Origin of the sequence: Klebsiella sp. P1954, assembly GCF_018199955.1 — a bacterium.
Taxonomy (GTDB): domain Bacteria; phylum Pseudomonadota; class Gammaproteobacteria; order Enterobacterales; family Enterobacteriaceae; genus Klebsiella; species Klebsiella pneumoniae.
The window spans coordinates 3,050,922-3,070,725 of sequence record NZ_CP073373.1; the positions used below are offsets into that span (position 1 = coordinate 3,050,922).

Annotated in this window: 19 protein-coding genes and 1 pseudogene; 8 read left to right on the forward strand and 12 right to left on the reverse strand. The window is 61.8% G+C overall.

All coding sequences use genetic code 11. From position 1 onward, the window contains the following. A complete protein-coding gene (locus tag KB890_RS14605) occupies positions 1-864 on the forward strand; it encodes an NAD(P)-dependent oxidoreductase (protein WP_004181570.1) in 864 nt (287 codons plus the stop codon). Between the two features lie 3 nt (positions 865-867). Here the strand turns inward: KB890_RS14605 and KB890_RS14610 are convergent, their stop codons facing one another. The 8 genes from KB890_RS14610 to eefA form a co-directional block, all read right to left on the reverse strand. After that, positions 868-1,158: a YicS family protein gene (locus tag KB890_RS14610; protein ID WP_002923120.1), complete on the reverse strand. Its 291-nt coding sequence runs from the start codon at positions 1,156-1,158 to the stop codon at positions 868-870. Between the two features lie 106 nt (positions 1,159-1,264). After that, entirely contained in the window at positions 1,265-2,167 is a 903-nt protein-coding gene (locus tag KB890_RS14615; protein ID WP_002923118.1) for a DMT family transporter, read from the reverse strand. A gap of 151 nt (positions 2,168-2,318) precedes the next feature. Further along, positions 2,319-3,752 carry a PTS N-acetylmuramic acid transporter subunit IIBC gene (gene murP / locus KB890_RS14620; RefSeq protein WP_002923111.1) on the reverse strand — a complete coding sequence of 478 codons (1,434 nt, stop codon included), beginning with the start codon at positions 3,750-3,752 and terminating at the stop codon, positions 2,319-2,321. A 24-nt stretch (positions 3,753-3,776) separates the two neighbouring features. Then, positions 3,777-4,679: an N-acetylmuramic acid 6-phosphate etherase gene (gene murQ, locus KB890_RS14625; RefSeq protein WP_002923109.1), complete on the reverse strand. Its 903-nt coding sequence runs from the start codon at positions 4,677-4,679 to the stop codon at positions 3,777-3,779. Positions 4,680-4,840: 161 nt separating this feature from the next. After that, a complete protein-coding gene (locus KB890_RS14630) occupies positions 4,841-6,004 on the reverse strand; it encodes a multidrug effflux MFS transporter (RefSeq protein ID WP_004197144.1) in 1,164 nt (387 codons plus the stop codon). Between the two features lie 45 nt (positions 6,005-6,049). Further along, a complete protein-coding gene (gene eefC / locus KB890_RS14635; RefSeq protein ID WP_020324158.1) occupies positions 6,050-7,414 on the reverse strand; it encodes a multidrug efflux RND transporter outer membrane subunit EefC in 1,365 nt (454 codons plus the stop codon). A 3-nt stretch (positions 7,415-7,417) separates the two neighbouring features. Then, entirely contained in the window at positions 7,418-10,525 is a 3,108-nt protein-coding gene (gene eefB / locus KB890_RS14640) for a multidrug efflux RND transporter permease subunit EefB (RefSeq protein ID WP_004181567.1), read from the reverse strand. Next, complete coding sequence (gene eefA, locus KB890_RS14645) at positions 10,525-11,649, reverse strand: multidrug efflux RND transporter periplasmic adaptor subunit EefA (RefSeq protein ID WP_004150241.1); 1,125 nt, start codon at positions 11,647-11,649, stop codon at positions 10,525-10,527. Before eefA ends, eefB begins: the two co-directional genes overlap by 1 nt. Before the next feature lie 206 nt (positions 11,650-11,855). Here eefA and KB890_RS14650 point away from each other — a divergent pair. Next, positions 11,856-11,977: pseudogene (locus KB890_RS14650) on the forward strand (hypothetical protein). On the opposite strand, the gene KB890_RS14655 reads toward KB890_RS14650, so the two are convergent. Then, the gene (locus KB890_RS14655; protein ID WP_014343452.1) at positions 11,937-12,053 is read right to left on the reverse strand and encodes a hypothetical protein; all 117 of its coding nucleotides are present in this window, start codon (positions 12,051-12,053) and stop codon (positions 11,937-11,939) included. The pseudogene KB890_RS14650 and the gene KB890_RS14655 sit on opposite strands and share 41 nt — an antisense overlap. Between KB890_RS14655 and KB890_RS14660 the strand changes: the two genes are divergently transcribed. Beyond that, the gene (locus KB890_RS14660) at positions 12,028-12,444 is read left to right on the forward strand and encodes a GNAT family N-acetyltransferase (protein WP_004181565.1); all 417 of its coding nucleotides are present in this window, start codon (positions 12,028-12,030) and stop codon (positions 12,442-12,444) included. The two genes, KB890_RS14655 and KB890_RS14660, sit on opposite strands and share 26 nt — an antisense overlap. 503 nt (positions 12,445-12,947) lie before the next feature. On the opposite strand, the gene KB890_RS14665 is transcribed toward KB890_RS14660, so the two are convergent. Next, positions 12,948-13,595, reverse strand: coding sequence for a TetR/AcrR family transcriptional regulator (locus KB890_RS14665; RefSeq protein WP_004181564.1), 648 nt, complete (start codon positions 13,593-13,595; stop codon positions 12,948-12,950). An 80-nt stretch (positions 13,596-13,675) separates the two neighbouring features. Between KB890_RS14665 and KB890_RS14670 the strand changes: the two genes are divergently transcribed. Next, on the forward strand, positions 13,676-15,169 hold the full coding sequence (locus KB890_RS14670; RefSeq protein WP_004145022.1) for an MDR family MFS transporter: 1,494 nt from the start codon (positions 13,676-13,678) through the stop codon (positions 15,167-15,169). Here the strand turns inward: KB890_RS14670 and KB890_RS14675 are convergent. Next, a complete protein-coding gene (locus KB890_RS14675; protein WP_072157850.1) occupies positions 15,166-16,137 on the reverse strand; it encodes a LysR family transcriptional regulator in 972 nt (323 codons plus the stop codon). The genes KB890_RS14670 and KB890_RS14675 overlap by 4 nt on opposite strands. A 38-nt stretch (positions 16,138-16,175) precedes the next feature. On the opposite strand from KB890_RS14675, the gene KB890_RS14680 reads away from it, so the two are divergent. Together KB890_RS14680 and KB890_RS14685 are read left to right on the forward strand one after the other, a co-directional pair. Continuing rightward, entirely contained in the window at positions 16,176-16,802 is a 627-nt protein-coding gene (locus KB890_RS14680) for a pyridoxamine 5'-phosphate oxidase family protein (RefSeq protein WP_004173882.1), read from the forward strand. Positions 16,803-16,804: 2 nt separating this feature from the next. Further along, a complete protein-coding gene (locus KB890_RS14685) occupies positions 16,805-17,275 on the forward strand; it encodes a nuclear transport factor 2 family protein (protein WP_002923016.1) in 471 nt (156 codons plus the stop codon). A gap of 20 nt (positions 17,276-17,295) precedes the next feature. Here the strand turns inward: KB890_RS14685 and KB890_RS14690 are convergent, their stop codons facing one another. Then, positions 17,296-17,832 (reverse strand): carboxymuconolactone decarboxylase family protein, encoded by a 537-nt coding sequence (locus KB890_RS14690; protein WP_004145017.1) that lies wholly within the window; start codon positions 17,830-17,832, stop codon positions 17,296-17,298. 116 nt (positions 17,833-17,948) lie between these two features. On the opposite strand from KB890_RS14690, the gene KB890_RS14695 reads away from it, so the two are divergent. Together KB890_RS14695 and nlpA are read left to right on the forward strand one after the other, a co-directional pair. Further along, positions 17,949-18,854: an AraC family transcriptional regulator gene (locus KB890_RS14695; protein ID WP_004181560.1), complete on the forward strand. Its 906-nt coding sequence runs from the start codon at positions 17,949-17,951 to the stop codon at positions 18,852-18,854. 127 nt (positions 18,855-18,981) lie between these two features. Further along, entirely contained in the window at positions 18,982-19,791 is an 810-nt protein-coding gene (gene nlpA, locus KB890_RS14700) for a lipoprotein NlpA (protein ID WP_004181558.1), read from the forward strand. The last annotated feature ends 13 nt before the right edge of the window (positions 19,792-19,804 follow it).

A 19,804-nucleotide genomic window follows, 5' to 3' on the forward strand; every position in this document is an offset into this window, starting at 1 on the left:
ATGACAATCGCGTTTATTGGTTTTGGCGAGGCGGGTGGCATTCTGGCGGCGGATCTGGCCCGTGAGCATGCGGTGACCATTTGGGATTGCAAGCTCAATGGCCCGGAGCGAGAGGCAATGCTCAGTAAAGCCCGTGATTCGCGCGTTCAGGTGGGAAATTCGCTGGCGCAGGCGCTGGAGGGGGCCACGCTGGTTTTTTCTACTGTGACCGCCGGTGAGGCGCTAAAGGTGGCGCAGCAGGCGGCCGCGCTGCTGCAGCCGGGACAATATTTCCTCGATCTCAACTCCGTGGCGCCGGAGACGAAACGGCAGGCGGCTGAACATTTTCTGCCGGGCGCCTACATTGATGTCGCGGTGATGGCGCCGGTACCGCCGGCCCGATTGCAGACACCGTTATTGATCGGCGGGCCGCAGGCGGAGGCGATCGCGCCGCGTCTGCAGAGGCTGGGGCTGAATGCCCGCTATGGCGCCAGTACGGTGGGCCAGGTGTCGGCGATAAAAATGTGCCGTAGCGTGATGATCAAAGGTCTTGAAGCGCTTACCACAGAATGCCTGTTCGCGGCTCGTGAATACGGCGTTGAGGAGGAGGTGCTTAGCTCCTTGCATCATAGTTTCCCCTCTCTGGGCTGGACAGGCGCGTTCCCCGACTATCTGATCAGCCGGGTGGCGGAACATGGCATTCGGCGCAGCGAAGAGATGGAGGAGGTGGTGAAAACCCTGCGTGACGTGGGGAGCGCCGGGATAATGAGCGAGGCGATCGCGAAAAGCCAGCGCCAGCTGCCGGAGCAGATGGCCGCCCGTAGCCTGAGCTACAGGCAGCTTACGCCGTTTGACTGGAAAACGCTGGTCGCGAGGCTGAAATAACCGCTATTTGGCCGGACAGACGATTTTGTCGATTGCGGCCTGGTAGCTTTTCTGGTTATTGCGCTCCTTCGCCAGCGTTGCTTCGCGGACCGCGTTCTTGTTACCGTCGGTCGCCAGCACTTTATTGGCAAAATCGTTGTCGCTGAGGTGGCTTGCTGGCGCGCATTTTTCCTTCACCGCTTTGAGCACCTGCTGTTTTTGCTGCTCGAACTGCAGGCTTTGCAGCGGTGATTCGGCCCACGCCGACGTGGCGCTCAGGGCGGTGACCAGGCATACCATCCAACATGCTTTCATCAGGCTTCTCCTTCCGTAATCGCTTCCGTCAACTATATGCGCAGGCGCGAAAACACGCAAATAGTGGTCAGTTTAACTTATTGAAAATGCGCTTTTTCTCGCCTGCTCAGGCGGCTCTCACCCGCCGCCGCGAGTCGATGGCGATCAGCACCACCGACGCGAGGATCAGCAGAGTGCCCAGCCAGTCCGGCAGCGTGAAGGTGATCCCCAGCAGCAGGAGCGACAGCAGGGCGCTGCTCAGCGGTTCGGCGCAGCTGAGGATCCCGGCCTTTGCGCCGCCAATCTTCTGCGCGCCGTTGAGATAGAGGCTGAAGGTCAGCGAAGTACCGATCACCACCAGGTAGAAAAAAGCTAACAGCAGGCTGCCGTTAACCACAAAATCGGTGCCCTGGCCGCCGTAAAACGGCAACAGCATCGCGCCGCCGAACAGCATGCTCCAGCCGACGATGGGCAGCGTCCCGTAGCGGGCAATCAGCGTTGAAGGATAGGTGGTATAAAAGGCGGCGGCAAACGCCGAGGCGATCCCCCAGAACAGCGCCGCCGGCGAAATCGACAGCGTCGTTGGGTTGCCGTGGGTCACCAGCAGAAAGGTGCCCGCCAGCGAGGTGCAGATAGCCCCCAGCACCAGCGGAGTGGGACGCGCTTTGCGGGCGAGGGCGAACCAGGCGACGATGATCGTCGGCGACAGAAACTGCAGCACCGTGGCCGTGGCGGCATTGGATTTTTCAATGGTCATCAGAAAGGTGAACTGCACGGTTAGCGCGCCAAACAGCGAGAAAAACAGCAGGCTTAGGGCGTCGCGGCGGTTTTGCAGCACGCGGAAAATGCGGTCGCCGTGAACAAAGCCGAGCATCAGCAGGATCAGCCCGGCGAACAGCAGACGCGTCATGGTCAGAAACGGCGACGACATCTGGCTTTCCTGCATAATAAATTGCGCACACACCCCGGAACTGCCCCACAGCACGGCGGCAATCAGTACGTTCAGCATCCCTTTTTTGCTGGAGCCCATCTTTTCCTCAAGCGAAATATGACAAAGGGGAATCATAGCATGCGCGCGCCCGGGCGGCGGGGCAGGAAATGGTAGTCGGGCGCGGCGGCGTAACTATTTTGCAGGCCCGGTAAGGCGAAGCCGCCGCCGGGCATTAACCGATAGTCGCGTTCTAGCTTAAATCGACATTTTTACTGCCGAACAGCCAGGTGAGGACAAAACCGCACAGGTAGGAGACCGCCAGCCCGCCGGCGTAGACCGCCATCCCGGCGTAAATTCCGCTGCCGGAGGTCATCAGCGGCAGCGCCACCAGACCGGACGGACCGAACACCGTGTTCAGGCCGACCGGCAGCCCCAGCCAGGCGATCAGTCCGACGAAGAACCCGCCGCAGGCGCCGCCGAGGCAGGCGGTGACAAACGGCTTCATCCGCGGCAGGGTGACGCCGTAGATCAGCGGCTCGCCAATCCCGAGGAAGCCCGGAATAATCGCCCCTTTAATCTGGGTTCGCAGCAGCGAATCGCGCTTCGCCCGCCAGAACAGCGCCAGCGCCGCCCCCACCTGCCCGGCCCCGGCCATCGCCAGGATCGGGAACAGCGAGTTAAAGCCCTGGGCGTCCACCAGCGCAAAATAGACCGGGACAAACCCCTGATGGACGCCGAACATCACCGCCAGCAGGAACAGGCCGGCCAGCACCGCCGAGCCAAACGGGTTGCCGTTAAGATGCAGGAACAGCCATGACATGCCGGTAAACAACCAGCCGCCAATCGGCATGATCACCGTAAAGGTCACCGCGCCCATGATCAGCAGCGTCACCGCCGAAGTGAGGATCATATCGAGGTTGGCCGGCATCACCCGCCGCACCTGGCGTTCAACCCACGCGCCAAGGATAGCGGCGATCAGTACGCCGATGATATTGCCGCGCGGATCGATGCCATGGCCGAAGAAGGTGGAAATGCCGGCGTAGAAGCCGCTGGTTGCCTCCGGGTTGTAGCCCAGCACGAACAGCGAGGCGATAATCGCGCCGTTCACGCCGGAGCCGCCGAACGCCTTCTGCGCGTTATAGCCGATCAGGATACTCAGAAAGGTGAACATCCCTTTGCTGAAGACCTTCATATAGCCAATCAGCGCCACCAGGCTGGCGTTCGGATGGGCGTTCTCCAGCACGAAAACCTGTTCCGCCAGGGTGGCGAAGCCCAGCAGCAGCCCGACGGCGATAAAGCCGGGGATCAGCGGCGTAAAGATGGTGGCGAATTTGGCGAGAAACTTCTGCACCGCGCTGGTCTGCTTGCCCTTCAGCGCCTGCTTTTTCTCCGCCGCGACGTCGGCCAGCGTCGGCGCGGCGGCGGGCGCCGCCTCCAGCAGGCCGTTCATCATTTCGGCGGCGGTTTGCGCCTTGCCGGGGCCGAGCACCACCTGGAACTGCTCGTCGCTGACGATCACCCCCATCACGCCGTCAATCTGGCGGATGGCGGCGCTGTCGGCCAGACTTTCATCGCGCAGGGTCAAGCGCAGGCGCGTCATGCAGTTGCCCGCCTGCGCGACGTTTGCGGCGCCGCCCACGTGGGCGAGGATCCGCGCTATCATCTCTTTCGTTATTTTTGCCATTGCCCGTTACCTGTCTGTCGGCGCTCAGGTGTTGCTGAGCGCCTTGCGGATATAGCCGTTGTTTTTCGCCAGCAGCGACTGCGCCTCTGCGGCGCTTAAGTCCGCCAGCACCATCACGATCGCCGTTTTACAGTGGCGGCCGCAGGCCTCCAGCGCCTTCTGGGCGGTGGCGCGATCGCAGTCGGTGGCCTCCATCACGATAGAGACCTGGCGCTCAATCAGCTTGGCGTTGGTCGCTTCAACGTCGACCATCAGGTTGCTGTACACCTTGCCGACGCGGATCATCGCCCCGGTGGAGATCATGTTCAGCACCAGCTTCTGCGCGGTGCCGGCTTTCAGGCGGGTAGAGCCAGTGACCACTTCCGGGCCGACTACCGGGGTGATCGCCACGTCCGCCAGCTGGGCCATTTCGCCATGCGGGTTACAGCTGACGATGGCGACAAAGGCATTCTGACTATGGGCGTATTCCATGGCGCCAATGACGTACGGCGTGCGTCCGCTGGCCGCCAGCCCCACCAGCACATCGCGGTTGCTGAAGTTCAGGTTCTGCAGATCCATCGCCCCCTGCGCTTTGTTGTCTTCCACGTTTTCCACGGCGCTGAGAATCGCTTTATGTCCGCCGGCGATGATCCCCACCACCTGCTCCGGGCGGGTGCCGAAGGTCGGTGGGCATTCACTGGCATCGAGGATCCCCAGACGCCCTGAGGTACCCGCGCCAATGTAAATCAAGCGGCCACCGGCCTGCAGCGCCGCCGCGACCTTATCCACCACCTCGGCAATCTGCGGCAGATAGGGCGTTATCGCCTGGGCTACCTGCTGGTCTTCCTGGTTTATCACCGTCAGCATCTCGAGGGTGGAGAGGGTGTCAATGTTGGCGCTGTTGGCGTTACGTCGCTCGGTCAGCAGTTTGCTCAGGTCGATACTCATAGAAACCTCGTTATTCTCAGTGGCGCGCAGTATAAGGAATTATTTATTCCTTGCCTGTGAAGAGTATCACGATTAGTACGCGGAAAATAATAGAGAATGGTAGATATGGCGGGAAATAGTGCGGTAATAAATCTGGAATATTTTATTACCGCAGCAGGAGATTAGCGTGCGTCGCGCGGTTTGCTGAGGCCCAGCAGCAGCGCCAGCAGGTAGCAGATGGCCATCGCGAGGCTCATTTTCAGCATCGTTTCGCCGCCGAGACCCGCCAGCGGCGCGGCGATGCCGCCGAAGACAAACATCAGGGTGCCCATCAGCGCGGACGCGGTCCCGGACTGCGCGGCGTCGACGGCGCTCATCGCCTCCGCGCCGGCGACGGTGCTGATGCCGCTCATCAGCGACACGGTAAAGAACAGGCCGACCAGCGCCAGCATCGGCAGATGCAGCCAGGCAAACAGCAGCATGATCGCCGCACAGCTCACGGCCAGCGTCAGGCCGCCGCGCAGCAGGCTTTCGGCGCTAAAGCGGCGCGCCAGACGGGAAAAGATCATCGCGGCGATGATCAGCCCGATACCGTTCAGACCGAACAGCAGACTGAACTGCATGGCGCTCATGCCGTATTCGCTCTGCATCACGAAGGAAGAAGAGCCGATGTAGGAGAACAGCCCGGCCATCATAAAGGCCTGGATCAGGCAGAAGCGCAGAAAGCGGCGATTTTTCAGCACCGGCTGGCCGGGCCGTTGGCGGCTGGCATGCGCCGCTGTGGCCGGGCGCGTTTCCCGCAGGATCGCCAGGCTCATCACCAGCAGCACGCCGCCAATGGCGGCCATCGTCCAGAAGAGAATTCGCCAGTCGAAGGCGGTGATAACGTAGCCGCCCAGCACCGGGGACAGCACCGGCGCAATGCCGTTCACGGTCATCAGCAGGGCGAAAAACTGGGTCAGCAGGGTGCCCTGGTATTTATCGCGGGCGATGGATCGCGACAGCACCGAGCCGCCGGCGCCGGCAAAGCCTTGTAAAAAGCGCCAGACAATCAGCATGTTGATATCGCGGGTCAGGGCGCACATCGCCGAAGAGAAGATAAACAGCAGCAGAGACAGCGCCAGCGGTTTCAGGCGGCCAATGCGGTCGCTCAGCGGGCCGAAAAACAGCTGACCCAGGCCGAGACCAATCAGCGCGGCGGTCAACGACAGCTGGGTCTGGGTGCTGGTGGCCTGCAGCTGCTGAGTGATCTCCGGCAGCGCCGGCAGATAAAAATCCGTGCACAGCGGGCCGATACCCGACAGCAGGCCGAGGATCAGCGCCCAGGAGAGGGAAACACGTGCCATAACGATTCCTTGTAGAGGCCGGGCTCGGTCGCCCGGCGGGTAAGTTTAACTGGCGCCGCCGCCCAGCGACTGCCAGAGGGTGATCCGGTTATTGAGGTCGGTCTGCTGCAGGGACAGCAGCGTCGTTTTCGCCGACCACAGCGTGCGCTGAGCGGTGAGCACCGACAGATAATCGCCGACCCCGGCCTGATAGCTCTTCATGGCGATATCCAGCGATGTCTGCTCGGTGGCGACATACTGCCGCTGAGCATCAAGCTCTTCGCTCAGCGTTTCCCGGCGCGCCAGCGCATCGGCAACGTCCTTAAACGCGCTCTGAATCGATTTCTCGTAGGTGGCGATCAGCCCCTTTTTCTCCGCTTCCGCATAGCGCAGCTGCGCCAGGTTGCTGCCGCCGGTGAACAGCGGCAGGCTGATGGAGGGGGCGAACGACCACACCTGCATCCCGTGGCTGAACAGCGACGACAGCGAGTCGCTGCCGACCCCGGCGCTGGCGGTCAGGGAAATCGACGGGAAGAAGTTCGCCCGCGCCGCGCCGATATCGGCATTGGCGCTCTTCAGATTGTGCTCCGCTTCCTGAATGTCCGGCCGACGCAGCAGCACCGACGACGACACGCCCGCCGGCACCAGCGCGATGCTGTTATCCCCGAGACTCTCGAGAGTGCCGGGCAGCAGGCTCTCCGGCACGGTTTCCCCCGCCAGCAGGTTAATGGCGTTTTTATCCTGCGCCACCAGCGTGCGATAGCTGGCGACGCTGGCGCGCGCCTGCTGATAGACGCTTTCCGCCGAGCTTAAATCACCCGCGGAGGCGGTGCCAACCGCCATCTGGCGGGCGACGATGTTGCGCGAGTTTGCCGCGCTGTCCATCGTCTGCTGCGCCAGCGCCAGATTGCTGTTATCCGTCGCCAGCGTCACCCAGGCGGTGGTCAAATCGGCAATCATCGTCAGCCGGGTATTCTGCGCGGTGAATTCGCTGGCAAGCCAGGTTTCGCGCGCCGCGCGCGACAGGCTCTGGTTCTTGCCGAACAAGTCCAGTTCGAAGCTGGAGACCGCGCCGTTGGCCTGTGAAGCGGAGCTCAGGCCGCTGGCCACCGTTTTGCTGCGGGTGTGGCTCAGTTCGGCATCAACGGTGGGAAACAGCGATGCCCGCGTTTCGCCATACTGGGCGCGCGCGGCCTCGATATCGGCCAGCGCCTTTTGCACATCGCGGTTGCTGTTAAGCGCGATGCTGACCACTTTTTTCAGCCGCGCGTCATTGACCACTTTCTGCCAGTCGCCGACCACCGCCGTCGATTCGCCGTGCGCCCCGGGCAGGGTGACCGGCACCGGCGCGGCCGGGCGATCATAATGCGGGTCAAGCGAGACGCAGCCCGCGGTCAGGAGCGCGATAAACATAAAACTTAAACGAAACATACCTTACTCCTGAGAAGGACGTTGGCGGGTGAAGAGACGTTTCACCAGCACGAAGAACAGCGGTACGAAGAACACCGCCAGCAGGGTGGCCGTCAGGGTGCCGCCGATAATCCCGGTGCCGATCGCCACGCGGCTGTTGGCTCCGGCGCCGGTGGCGATGGCCAGCGGCAGCACCCCGGCGATAAACGCCAGCGAGGTCATGACAATCGGGCGCAGGCGAGTCTGCGCGGCGCGGATCGCCGCCCGGGAGAGCGAATACCCCTCATCCACGGCGGATTCAGCGAACTCCACGATCAGGATGGCGTTTTTCGACGACAGGCCGATGGTGGTCAGCAGCGCCACCTGGAAGTAGACGTCGTTGCTTAAGCCGCGCAGCGTCGCCGCCAGCGCCGCGCCAAGCAGGCCGAGCGGGATGACCATGATCACCGAGAACGGCACCGACCAGCTCTCATACAGCGCCGCCAGGCACAGGAATACCACCAGAATCGAGATGGCGTATAGGCTCATCGCCTGGCCGCTGGCCAGCTTTTCCTGCAGCGAAATGCCGCTCCACGCCCAGGTGGAGCCCGCCGGCAGGCTGTCGGCCAGCTTTTCCATCTTGTCCATCGCCGCGCCGGAGCTGAAGCCGGCGGCGTTTTCGCCCTGGATCTCAAAGGCGGCGGAGCCGTTGTAGCGCACCAGGCTTTCCGGGCCGTATTGCCAGTGGGTGGTGGCGAAGGCGGAGAACGGCGTCATGCTGTTATCGCTGCCGCGAACGAACCATTTGCCAAGGTCCGACGGCACCGCGCGCGCGTCGCTTTCGCCCTGGATATAGACCTTCTTCACCCGGCCGCGATCGATAAAGTCATTCACGTAGGTACCGCCCCAGGCGCTGGAGAGCGTATCGGTCACGTCGCTCAGCGACAGCCCCAGCGAGACGGCTTTGTTGTTATCGATATCCACCTGCAGCTGCGGCATCTGCGGCAGGTCGTTAGCGCGCACCGACTGCAGTTCGCTGCTCTGGTTGGCCGCCGCCAGCAGCTGGCTGCGCAGCTTCATCAGGCTGTCACGGTCGGTACCGCCGCTGGCCATCAGTTCGAAGGTGAAGCCGTTGCTCTGCCCGAGACCGTCTACCGACGGCGGGGTCATGGCGAAGAGGGTGGCGTCGCGGATCTTCCCCAGCTCTTTGGTGGCGCGCAGGGCGATGGCCTGGGCGGTGTTGTCGTCCCCTTTGCGCTGCGACCAGTTTTTCAGCGACACGAAGGCCATCCCGGCGTTCTGCCCGCTGCCGCTAAAGCTGAAGCCGTCGACGGTGAAAATGACATCGGTATTGGCTTTCTCTTTGGTGAGGAACCAGTCGGTCACCTGGCGGCGCACCTCGGCGGTACGCACCGCCGTCGCCCCGGCGGGCAGGGTGTACTGGACCATGATCTCCCCCTGGTCCTCCACCGGCAGGAAGCTGCCCGGCAGCTTCCACATCGCCAGCGCCATCGCCCCGCAAATCAGCGCGTAAGCGCCCATCATCACTGCGCCCCGGCGCAGGCCGCCGAGCACCCGGCGCTGGTAGCCCGCCTCCGTACGTCCCCACAGGCGGTTAAAGGCGCCGAAGAACCCTTTGGTGTGCGGTTTGGAGTGGCTGAGCAGCGCGCCGCACAGCGCCGGGGTAAGGGTCAGCGCTACCACCACCGACAGCATCATCGCCGAGATAATGGTTACCGAGAACTGGCGATAGATGACCCCGGTCGAACCGCCGAAGAAGGCCATCGGCAGGAACACCGCCGACAGCACCAGGGCAATCGCCACCAGCGCGCCGGAGATTTCGCCCATCGATTTTTCGGTGGCTTCGCGAGCGGGGAGCCCTTCGTCGCGCATAATGCGCTCGACGTTCTCCACCACCACGATGGCGTCATCCACCAGCAGGCCGATCGCCAGCACCATGGCGAACAGCGTCAGGGTGTTAATCGAGTAGCCGAACAGGGCCAGCACGCCGAAGGTGCCAAGCAGCACCACCGGCACCGCAACCGCCGGAATGAGCGTCGCGCGGAAGTTCTGCAGGAACAGATACATCACGCAGACGACGAGGATAATCGCTTCGAACAGGGTCTGAATCACATCCTCGACCGAGATTTTGATGAACTCGGTGCTGTCCTTCGGATAGGCAATATCGTAACCCTGCGGCATCTGACGCTGGAATTCGGCGATTTTGCTTTTCACCAGCGTCGCGGTGTCCAGCGCGTTGGCGCCGGGGGCCATCATCACCGCGATCCCGGCGGCAGGGTGGCCGTTCAGATTGGCGGTGGCGGTGTAATCCTCGCTACCCATCTCCACCCGCGCGACATCGCTCAGGCGTACTACCGAGCCGTCGGCCTGGCTTTTCACGATGATCGCTTTGAACTGGTCAGGGGTTTGCAGCCGGGACTGCGCGCGCACGGTGGCGGTTAATTGCTGGGCATTGGACGACGGTAGCGCGCCGATTTTACCGGCGGAAACCTGCACGTTCTGCGCCTCAATCGCCGACTGGACGTCGGAAGGCATCAGCGAGTAGGAGGCGAGTTTGGTCGGGTCCATCCAGACGCGCATCGCGTATTCGGCGCCGAATACCTGCAGGCTGCCGACGCCCTCCACGCGCGCCAGCGGGTCCTGCATATTGCTGACCAGCCAGTCGGAGATATCGGAGCTGGTGGCGCGGTTGGTTTTGTCATACACCGCGAGGATCAGCAGAAAGCTGCTCTGCGATTTTTCCACCGTTACGCCGGACTGCTGGACTTCGCTCGGCAGCCGCGATTCCGCCTGCTGCACTTTGTTTTGCACCTGCACCTGGGCGGTGTCCGGGTCGGTCCCCTGCTCAAAGGTGACGGTGATGCTGACCGAGCCGTCGGAGCTGCTGGTGGAGCTGAAGTAGAGCAGATGGTCGAGGCCGGTGAGCTGCTGCTCGATGACCTGGGTGACGCTGTTCTCCAGGGTTTCGGCGGACGCCCCGGTATAGGTGGCGGAGATTTTCACCGCCGGCGGGGCGACGTCCGGGTACTGGCCTACCGGCAGGGTGCGGATCGCCAGCACCCCGGCGAGCATAATCAGAATGGCGATCACCCAGGCAAAGACCGGGCGACGCACGAAGAAACGGGAGAACATCAGGCGTTGCCTCCGTTATTGTTGACGGCGACGGCCTTCACTGTCTGTCCGGGGGCCACTTTACCGGTGCCTTCGACAATCAGCTTGTCGCCCGCTTTCAGGCCGCTCAGCACCAGCCATTTATCGCCGTAGGTGTCGCCGGTTTCCACGGTACGCTGCTCAACTTTGTTGGCGGCATCGACCACCAGCGCCGTGGCGTCGCCTTTGGCATCGCGGGTGATCCCCTGCTGCGGGGCGAGGATCGCGTCGTTCATGATGCCTTCATCGATGCGCGCGCGGACGAACATCCCCGGTAGCAGGACGTGCTGCGGGTTGGGGAAGATAGCGCGCAGGGTTACCGAGCCGGTAGATTCATCGACGGCGACTTCGGTGAGCGCCAGACGCCCTTTTTCGGGATAGGTACTGCCATCTTCCAGGGTTAACGTCACGCTGAGGGTGTCGCTGTTGCTGGCCAGGCTTTGTTTGCGTAAACGCAGGAGATCGACGCTGGATCGCGTCAGATCAACATACATGGTGTCGAGCCCGCGGATCGTCGCCAGCGCGGTATCCTGATCGGCGGAGACTAGCGCCCCCGGCGTAACCGACGAGATGCCGATGCGCCCGGCAATCGGCGCGGTGACGGTGGTCCAGTTCAGGTTAATGCGCGCGCTCTCCAGCGCCGCTTTCTTCGATTCCACGCTGGCCTTGTCCTGGGCGCAGGTGGAGGCGGCGTCGTCAGCATCCTGGCGGGAAACGCCGTTATCCCTGACCAGCGACGCGTAGCGCTGGGCCTTCTGGCAATCGGAGACCACCAGCGCCTGGGCCTGTTTCAGCGCCGCCGCCGCTTCGTTCCAGGTCGCGCGATAGCTGGAGGGATCGATCTGGTAAAGGGCCTGCCCGGCCTTCACCATATCGCCTTCGGTAAACAGGCGTTTCTGGATGATGCCGCCCACCTGCGGGCGAACTTCGGCGCTGAGCGAGGCGGTGGTGCGGCCGGTGAGCTGGCTGACTACCGGCACCGGCTGGCTTTGCAGGGTGACCACGCCCACTTCCGGCGTGGGTTGCTGCGGAGCAGATGTCTGCGCATTATCGCATCCGCTAAGGAGAAATAATGCTGTCGCGATGGGAGCTATGATGTATTTCATTATATTTTCTCAAGATATAAGACGTCCGCCCCGTTTATTTAAAAACGAGGGAATAGGTTGGGCGCTGAGGCATTTTCGGGTGAGCGAAAATGACAAAAAAGGAACACAGATGTTCCTGAACGTGATTGTTATTGTGTCTCCGCTGAAGCCAACCTCTTCGGTCTTCAGGAGGTGAAAAGCGCATCTCCTCTGGTTTCGTGGTGAGAATGATCATTCTCATTTTTCCCCATTATACGATCCGTCGCGATAATGGAAAGGTTTTTTGCTTACTTTTAGAACGCAAAAAATTAAGGCAAATAATCATGGAGAAAATAAGAATATTTTGTGAAAGTGGAGAGGGAAAATAACCATTCGGCAGCGCGATACTGGAGATAGTTAATGACACTAATCATTACAAAAAGCATTAATCCCGACGATCAACAAGAATTGTTTGCCGGTCTGCGGCAGTATAATCAGCAGTATCTCGATGCGGCGCAGTTTGGCGATCTGGGGATTTACTCGCGTGATGCGCAAGGGGTGATGCAGGGCGGGCTGATTGCCAAACGCAAGGGCAACTGGCTGTGCATTGAGTATCTGTGGGTTAGCGAGGCGACGCGCGGGCGCGGGCTGGGGAGCGAGCTGATGCAGGAGGCGGAACAGCAGGCGCAGGCGCAAGGCTGCAGCCATCTGCTGGTGGATACCTTTAGCTTCCAGGCGCTGCCGTTTTATCAGAAATTAGGCTATCAGCTGCAGATGTCGCTGCCCGACTTCCCGCACGCAGGCATGCAGCGCCACTATTTGTCGAAGGCGCTGTAACGATCCTGGTATCCCCGGGCGGTCAGGTACCGCACCTGTGGTTGTGCCGGATGGCGGCATAAAGGCCTTATCCGGCCTACGGTTCGTGCGACCTGTTGTTATTTTAACCACATGCGCGACTGAAACTGCCGGTGCTGGCGGCCTCAAAATCGCTGAGACGTTCCCGGAAGGCCGGGGCAGCCCGCATGGATGCGGGCTAAGGGCCGTGTTTTGCAGGGACGCTGCCTCGGCCCGACCCGAAGCCTGCAGGGATAAGTCGAAGGGACCGCGTAGCGGCGATTTTGCTGGCCGGAGCCCGGGGGTACAGGGGGCGGCGGCGACTGGCCGCCCCCTGTGCGCTCCCTGCGGCATAAGAGACATAGCGCAGAAGAAATATCGGGAGCGCAATCTGCCCGGACATAACACGGGAGTGGTAGCCCTGCTAAGCGCAGTGCGAGCAGGGAAAATCCCGGATGGCGGCGCGTGGTGTCTTATCCGGACTACAAAAGCGTCAAAACCACGCCTTAACCTCCAACGCCGTGGCCCATTAACGCCAGCGCGTGGCTGACGATGGTCTGACGGTTGACCGCCTGTAAACGCGGATCGCTGTGGATGCGTGAAAATGGCACCAGCACCAGGCTAATTACCGTGGTAAACAGCAGCTCCGGCGCCAGCGCCGGATTGATCTTGCCTTCCTGCTGCCAGCGACGCACCGTCCCCAGCATCACCTGAAAACGCTCCTCGCCGAAGCGGGCATCCATATGCTGGCGCAGAATCGGCATTTCGCCGATGATCTCCTGCATCCACAGCGGCGCGAACCAGGCGTTTTTCTCCGCCATATGCGCCAGCGTCTCGACCATCATCGTCAGCGCCAGCACCGGGTCCTGTGGATGATCGACAAAGATGCGGCTGATGTGATTGCGCAGCGGCATAAAGCGCTCCTCAATCAGCTGAGTCACCAGCGCATCCCGCGAGCTGAAGTAGTAATGCAGCATCGCCGGTGTCACCCCGGCCTCTTTGGCGATGGCGTTCAACGATACGCGGCCCGCCCCGTCGCGGGCAAACAGCGTCAGGGCGATGTCCATCAACTGTTCGCGGTTGGCGGTACCCGGTTTTTTACCGCGCGGCCGACCCGGGCGGCGGGGAGCATCCTGATCCTTTTGTGCTGTCATGATATGGCGATCTCTTGACCCGACTCATTCTTTCACTAAATATTAATTATGCATTTAATTAATTTCAAGCGAGCGTTGTAATGACTTCTCAAGTCGCTAACCCACCGGTGCAGTCGATACGCCTGCTGTTCAGCGCATTGCTGCTGGTGATGCTGCTTTCAGCGCTGGATCAGACCATTGTCTCCACCGCGCTGCCGACGATTGTCGGCGAACTGGGCGGGCTGGACAAGCTTTCCTGGGTGGTCACCGCCTATATCCTCAGCTCCACCATCGCGGTGCCGCTGTACGGTAAATTTGGCGATCTGTTCGGCCGCAAAATCGTGCTGCAGGTGGCGATTGGGCTGTTTCTCGTCGGCTCCGCGCTCTGCGGGCTGGCGCAGAATATGACCCAACTGGTGCTGATGCGCGGCCTGCAGGGGCTCGGCGGCGGCGGCCTGATGGTGATCAGCATGGCGGCGGTCGCCGACGTCATTCCGCCCGCCAACCGCGGCCGCTATCAGGGGCTGTTCGGCGGCGTTTTCGGCCTGGCGACGGTGATCGGCCCGCTGATCGGCGGTTTTCTGGTGCAGCACGCCTCCTGGCGCTGGATCTTCTATATCAACCTGCCGCTCGGCCTGTTCGCGCTGCTGGTGATCGGCGCGGTATTCCACAGCAGCAATAAACGCAGCCAGCATCAGATTGACTGGCTGGGGGCGATTTATCTCAGCATGGCGCTGCTGTGCATCATCCTGTTTACCTCGGAAGGGGGCAGCGTCCATGCGTGGAATGACCCGCAGCTGTGGTGCATTCTGGCCTTCGGCATCGTGGGGATCATCGGCTTTATTTACGAAGAACGGATGGCCGCCGAGCCGATTATTCCGCTGGCGCTGTTCCGCAACCGCAGCTTCCTGCTGTGCAGCCTGATCGGCTTCGTCATCGGCATGTCGCTGTTCGGGTCAGTAACCTTCCTGCCGCTCTATCTGCAGGTGGTGAAGGAGGCGACGCCCACCGAAGCCGGGCTGCAGCTGATCCCTCTGATGGGCGGCCTGCTGCTGACCTCGATTATCAGCGGGCGGATTATCAGCCGTACCGGTAAATATCGCCTGTTTCCGATCCTCGGCACCCTGCTCGGCGTGACCGGCATGGTACTGCTGACCCGCATTACCATTCACTCGCCGCTGTGGCAGCTGTACCTGTTTACCGGCGTGCTGGGAGCGGGTCTGGGGCTGGTGATGCAGGTGCTGGTCCTGGCGGTGCAGAATGCGATGCCGGCGCAGATGTACGGCGTCGCCACCTCCGGCGTGACCCTGTTCCGCTCGATTGGCGGCTCCATCGGCGTGGCGCTGTTTGGCGCGGTGTTCACGCACGTGCTGCAGAGCAACCTGCAACAACTGCTGCCGGAAGGCGCGGTGCTGCCGCCGGGAATGAATCCGGTGGCGGTCCAGCACCTGCCCGCGGATATCCGCCTCGACTACCTCGACGCCTTCGGCGCGGCGATCCACGCGGCGTTTCTGATGGCGGCCGGCATTATGGCGGTGGCGTTTGTCCTCTCATGGCTGTTAAAGGAGGCGCCGCTGAAGACCGCGACGCATTAAGCGGCCCCGGCGATGCGCAGCAGTGCCTGACGCAGCGCCGGTGCGGCAAAATCGATAAATTTGCGCAGCTTAAGCGGCGCCAGATCCCGAGCGGTATACAGCAAATGGACCGGCGCCGGATCCGGCTCGACGTTTTCCAGCAGCAGACGGAGCTCCCCGTGGCGCAGGCCATCCAGCGCCTGATAATGCAGTAAGCGGGCCACCCCCACCCCCAGCCGCGCGGCATCGGCGGCGCTCTCCGGCGTGGTAACGGATAGCACCGGCGGCAGGTTAATCAGCTGGTCCTCGCGCTCAGCGGCGCGAAAGCGCCAGCCGCGATAGGGCATCGGCGATTCAATGCGGATGATCGGCAGCGCCGCCAGATCGCGCGGCCGCTGCGGCTCGCCGTATTTCGCCAGCAGCGCCGGATGGGCGCAGGCCACAATCCGCATGGTGCCGAGGCGGGTGACCACCATGCTGCTGTCCGCCAGGTCGCCAATCCGCACCGCCAGATCGACATGGTCGCTCACCAGGTCGGCATTGCGATCGCTGAGCAGCAAACGGACGCGAATTAGCGGGTAGCGGGCGATAAATTCACTGATTACCGGAAGAACGTGCTGGCGTCCAAACATCGTCGGCGCGGAGATCACCAGCTCACCCTTTGGCTCCTGATATTCGCCCGTCGCCTGGCGTTCGGCGTTTTCCACCTCCTCAAGGATCCGCCGCGCGGCGGCGACATAATCGCCCCCGGCGTCGGTGAGCGTCAGTTTGCGGGTGGTTCGCGCCAGCAGGCGTACGCCCAGCGCGCTCTCCAGTTCGCCAATATGGCGGCTGACGGTGGTCAACGGCATATTCAGCGCCCGCGCTGCCGCCGACATGCTCCCCAGCTCGGTCACTTTCACCAGCAGCGCCATCGCGTTTAATCGATCCATTATTCTCCCGTTTTGCGGAAAGATGATTGCCACTTTACCCGTATTATCATTCTTCACAGTACAGTCCATGATGGCGCCAGACAACAGGAGGCGCTATGGCAGCAACCTTTCTCGATATCGCTATCACCCCGGACGTGATGGATGTGCAGCATGAAATGGGCAGCGACTCGCTGTGGCAAACGCCGCGCAGTCGCCGCCAGGCCGACCGCTTCGGCGACAGCGAAGCGGGGATGATCGCCACCCGCGACAGCTTTTATCTGGCGACGGTGTCGCAGAGCGGCTGGCCCTACATTCAGCATCGCGGCGGCCCGCCGGGGTTTCTGCATCTGCTGGATGACACCACCCTGGCGATGGCCGATTTCGGCGGTAACCGCCAGTACATTACTACCGGCAATCTGCGCGGCAGCGACCGGGCCTGCCTGTTTTTGATGGATTATCCGCGCCGTGCCAGGCTGAAAATCTACGCCACCGTCGAGGTCCTGGCGGCAGAGGACCACCCGCAGCTGCTGGCGCAGGTGGCGCCGGCCAACTATCGCGCCCGCATTGAACGTCTGTTTCTTTTTCATTTGCAGGCGTTTGACTGGAACTGCCCGCAGCACATTACGCCGCGCTACAGCGCGCAGCAGGTGGCGGAGTACAGCCAGAACCTGCAGCAACGTATTCATGACCTGGAGCAGGAGAATCAGCGCCTGCAGCAGCAATTAGCCCGCAAAGGAGAGTAAGTATGACCGAACAACGTCCCCCGTTACCGCCGTTTACCCGCGACAGCGCTATCCAGAAGGTCCGCGCCGCGGAAGATGGCTGGAACAGCCGCGATGCGGAAAAAGTCGCCCTGGCCTACACCGTGGATAGCGAATGGCGCAACCGCAGCGAATTTGTCCACGGTCGGGGGCAAATTGTTGAGTTCCTGCAGCGAAAATGGCGCAAGGAGCAGCAATACCGGCTGATTAAGGAGCTGTGGGCATGGCAGGAGAATCGCATTGCCGTGCGCTTCGCCTATGAGTGGTGCGACGACAGCGGCAACTGGTTTCGCTCGTATGGCAATGAGAACTGGGAGTTTGATAAGCATGGACTGATGCAGACGCGCTACGCCTGCATCAACGATCTGCCAATTAGCGAAAGCGAGCGCCTGTTCCACTGGCCGCAGGGGCGCCGCCCGGACGATCATCCGGGGCTCAGCGATCTGGGGCTGTAAAACCGGCGCTGCGCGACGGATTAATCGGCTTTCGGGAAGTCGACTACCGTGTCGTTAACCCGGTTCACCATGTTGGTGAACAGGATGGCGCTGATGGCGCTGATAATCTCAATCACCTGCTGGTCGCTAAAACCGGCGTTGCGCAGCGCGGCGACGTCGGCTTCCGGCAGCGTACCGGTGGTGGTCACCAGGGTCTGCGCGAATTTCACCAGCGCATCAAGCTGCGCCTCTTCCGCATACTCCCCGCGGCGCAGGGCATGGATCTGCTCGCTGCTGAAGCCGGCTTTTTTCGCCATCAGGGTGTGCGCGGCCAGGCAGTAGTCACAGCCGGTGGCTTCGCTGACCGACAGATTAATCGCCTCCAGCTGTTGGGCGCTGAGGCTGCCTTTATGGAGCATCGCATTGTGCGCCAGCGCCTGCTGCAGCGCCGCCGGCGAGTGGCCGCCGATGGTCAGGTAGGCGTTCGGCACTTTGCCCATCGCTTTTTTGATCCCGGCGAAAATATCGGCGGCTTTGCCGGTGGCGTCTTGTTCACGGATATCTGCTAAACGGCTCATGGTTAACTCCTGTTGTTATCGAGGGTGTGTTGGCAATGGGGTCATCTTAGGCGCTTGCCGCATGCTAGACTGGCGGTCTTCGTCTCACCTTTTTGTCTTATCGTCTCAGGAGAAGCATGGACAGTCTCAGTCATCTGCTGGCGCTGCTGGCGCCGCGCTGCGAAGTGAACCTGCACTGTCGCTTCGGCGGCCGCTGGCAGGCCGGGCACCAGCAAATGCGCAGCGGCGTGGTGCCCTGGCACGTGGTGCTGCGCGGCGAGGGGCGGCTCAACGTCGGCGGCCAGACTCATCACCTGCGCGCGGGAGATGTCGTCCTCCTGCCGCACGGTTCGCCGCATCTGATGGAGAGCCTGGTGGAGTGGGGCCAGGTGCTGCCGGTGGCGCACCGGTTTAACGGCACGGTGACGGAAATGCGCGCCGGCCCGGCGGAGGGGGCGCTGGAGATGCTGTGCGGCGAATTCTATTTTGGTCCGCACGTCAGCTGGCTGTTCAGTGAAGCATCGACGCTGATCCATCTCCATACCGATGCGCGTGAAGACTGCCAGGAGCTGGACGCGCTGCTTAATATACTGGTGCGCGAGAGCCTGGCGCAGCGTCCCGGCGGCAGCGCTATCGTGCGCAGCCTCGGCGATACGCTGCTGGTGCTCCTGCTGCGCATGCTGCTTGGCGAGCAACAGCCGCCCGGCGGGCTGCTGCGCCTGATGAGCGATGAACGCCTGATGCCGGCGGTGCTGGCGGTGATGGCGACCCCGGAGCAACCGTGGACGCTGGAGAGTATGGCCGCCCGCGCGTTTTTATCACGGGCCACCTTTGCCCGTCATTTTGCCCGCGTCTATCACCTGACGCCGCAGGCGTGGCTGTCGCAGTTGCGAATGGCGCTGGCCGCCCGGCTGCTGCGCCTGGAGCGTCAGACCAACCTCGAGGTCATTGCCGAACGCTGCGGCTTTCAGTCGCTGGCGTCCTTCTCGAAGCGCTTCAAAATGCGCTATGGCGTGACGCCGGGCGAGTGGCGACGGGGCTAGCGCCTCGCGTTTCGCGAAGATGATTTTATTTCCAGTTGCGTGGTTTGCTGTTTATTACCCGACCCGAAAGTCGCTATAGTTTTGTACGAAAAAAACAATGACATTCAGGACAGACAGGGTGAAGAGGATGAGATTACGTTTACGGGCCGCCGCCGCAGTGATGCTGGCGGGTCTGGCGCTGGTCGGCTGCGACCAAAAGGGTAATGAAGCGAAGCACATTAAGGTCGGTGTGATTAACGGCGCCGAGCAGGATGTGGCGCAAGTGGCGAAGAAGGTGGCCAAAGAGAAGTACGGTCTGGAGGTCGAGCTGGTGGGGTTCAGCGGCTCACTGCTGCCCAACGAGTCGACCAACGCCGGGGATCTGGACGCCAACGTCTTCCAGCATCGGCCTTTCCTTGAGCAGGACAACAAAGCGCATAATTATCATCTGGTGGCGGTCGGGAATACCTTCGTCTTCCCGATGGCCGGCTATTCGCGCAAGATCAAGTCAGTCGCCGAACTGAAAGACGGCGCGACGATCGCTATCCCCAACGATCCGACCAACCTCGGGCGGGCGCTACTGCTGCTGCAAAAAGAGAAGCTGATTACCCTCAAAGCCGGGACCGGCCTGCTGCCGACGGCGGTGGATATCACCGACAACCCGCGTAACCTGAAGATCATGGAGCTGGAAGGGGCGCAACTGCCGCGCGTACTCGACGATCCCAAAGTCGACGTGGCTATCATCAGCACCACCTACCTGCAGCAAACCGGGCTGTCGCCGGTTCGTGACGGCATCTTTATCGAAGATAAAAACTCGCCCTACGTGAACATCATCGTGACCCGGGAAGACAATAAAGACGCGCAAAACGTGAAGGAGTTTATGCAGTCGTACCAGTCGCCGGAGGTGGCGAAGGCGGCAGAGACTATCTTCAACGGCGGCGCGGTGCCTGGCTGGTAAGCCAACACACAGG

Bases quoted from the DNA above. Each gene is read 5' to 3' on its own strand.
- KB890_RS14605 (WP_004181570.1), top strand. From the start codon at position 1: ATGACAATCGCGTTTATTGGTTTTGGCGAGGCGGGTGGCATTCTGGCG.
- KB890_RS14610 (WP_002923120.1), bottom strand. From the start codon at position 1,158: ATGAAAGCATGTTGGATGGTATGCCTGGTCACCGCCCTGAGCGCCACG.
- KB890_RS14615 (WP_002923118.1), bottom strand. From the start codon at position 2,167: ATGGGCTCCAGCAAAAAAGGGATGCTGAACGTACTGATTGCCGCCGTG.
- murP (WP_002923111.1), bottom strand. From the start codon at position 3,752: ATGGCAAAAATAACGAAAGAGATGATAGCGCGGATCCTCGCCCACGTG.
- murQ (WP_002923109.1), bottom strand. From the start codon at position 4,679: ATGAGTATCGACCTGAGCAAACTGCTGACCGAGCGACGTAACGCCAAC.
- KB890_RS14630 (WP_004197144.1), bottom strand. From the start codon at position 6,004: ATGGCACGTGTTTCCCTCTCCTGGGCGCTGATCCTCGGCCTGCTGTCG.
- eefC (WP_020324158.1), bottom strand. From the start codon at position 7,414: ATGTTTCGTTTAAGTTTTATGTTTATCGCGCTCCTGACCGCGGGCTGC.
- eefB (WP_004181567.1), bottom strand. From the start codon at position 10,525: ATGTTCTCCCGTTTCTTCGTGCGTCGCCCGGTCTTTGCCTGGGTGATC.
- eefA (WP_004150241.1), bottom strand. From the start codon at position 11,649: ATGAAATACATCATAGCTCCCATCGCGACAGCATTATTTCTCCTTAGC.
- KB890_RS14660 (WP_004181565.1), top strand. From the start codon at position 12,028: ATGACACTAATCATTACAAAAAGCATTAATCCCGACGATCAACAAGAA.
- KB890_RS14655 (WP_014343452.1), bottom strand. From the start codon at position 12,053: ATGCTTTTTGTAATGATTAGTGTCATTAACTATCTCCAGTATCGCGCT.
- KB890_RS14665 (WP_004181564.1), bottom strand. From the start codon at position 13,595: ATGACAGCACAAAAGGATCAGGATGCTCCCCGCCGCCCGGGTCGGCCG.
- KB890_RS14670 (WP_004145022.1), top strand. From the start codon at position 13,676: ATGACTTCTCAAGTCGCTAACCCACCGGTGCAGTCGATACGCCTGCTG.
- KB890_RS14680 (WP_004173882.1), top strand. From the start codon at position 16,176: ATGGCAGCAACCTTTCTCGATATCGCTATCACCCCGGACGTGATGGAT.
- KB890_RS14685 (WP_002923016.1), top strand. From the start codon at position 16,805: ATGACCGAACAACGTCCCCCGTTACCGCCGTTTACCCGCGACAGCGCT.
- KB890_RS14690 (WP_004145017.1), bottom strand. From the start codon at position 17,832: ATGAGCCGTTTAGCAGATATCCGTGAACAAGACGCCACCGGCAAAGCC.
- KB890_RS14695 (WP_004181560.1), top strand. From the start codon at position 17,949: ATGGACAGTCTCAGTCATCTGCTGGCGCTGCTGGCGCCGCGCTGCGAA.
- nlpA (WP_004181558.1), top strand. From the start codon at position 18,982: ATGAGATTACGTTTACGGGCCGCCGCCGCAGTGATGCTGGCGGGTCTG.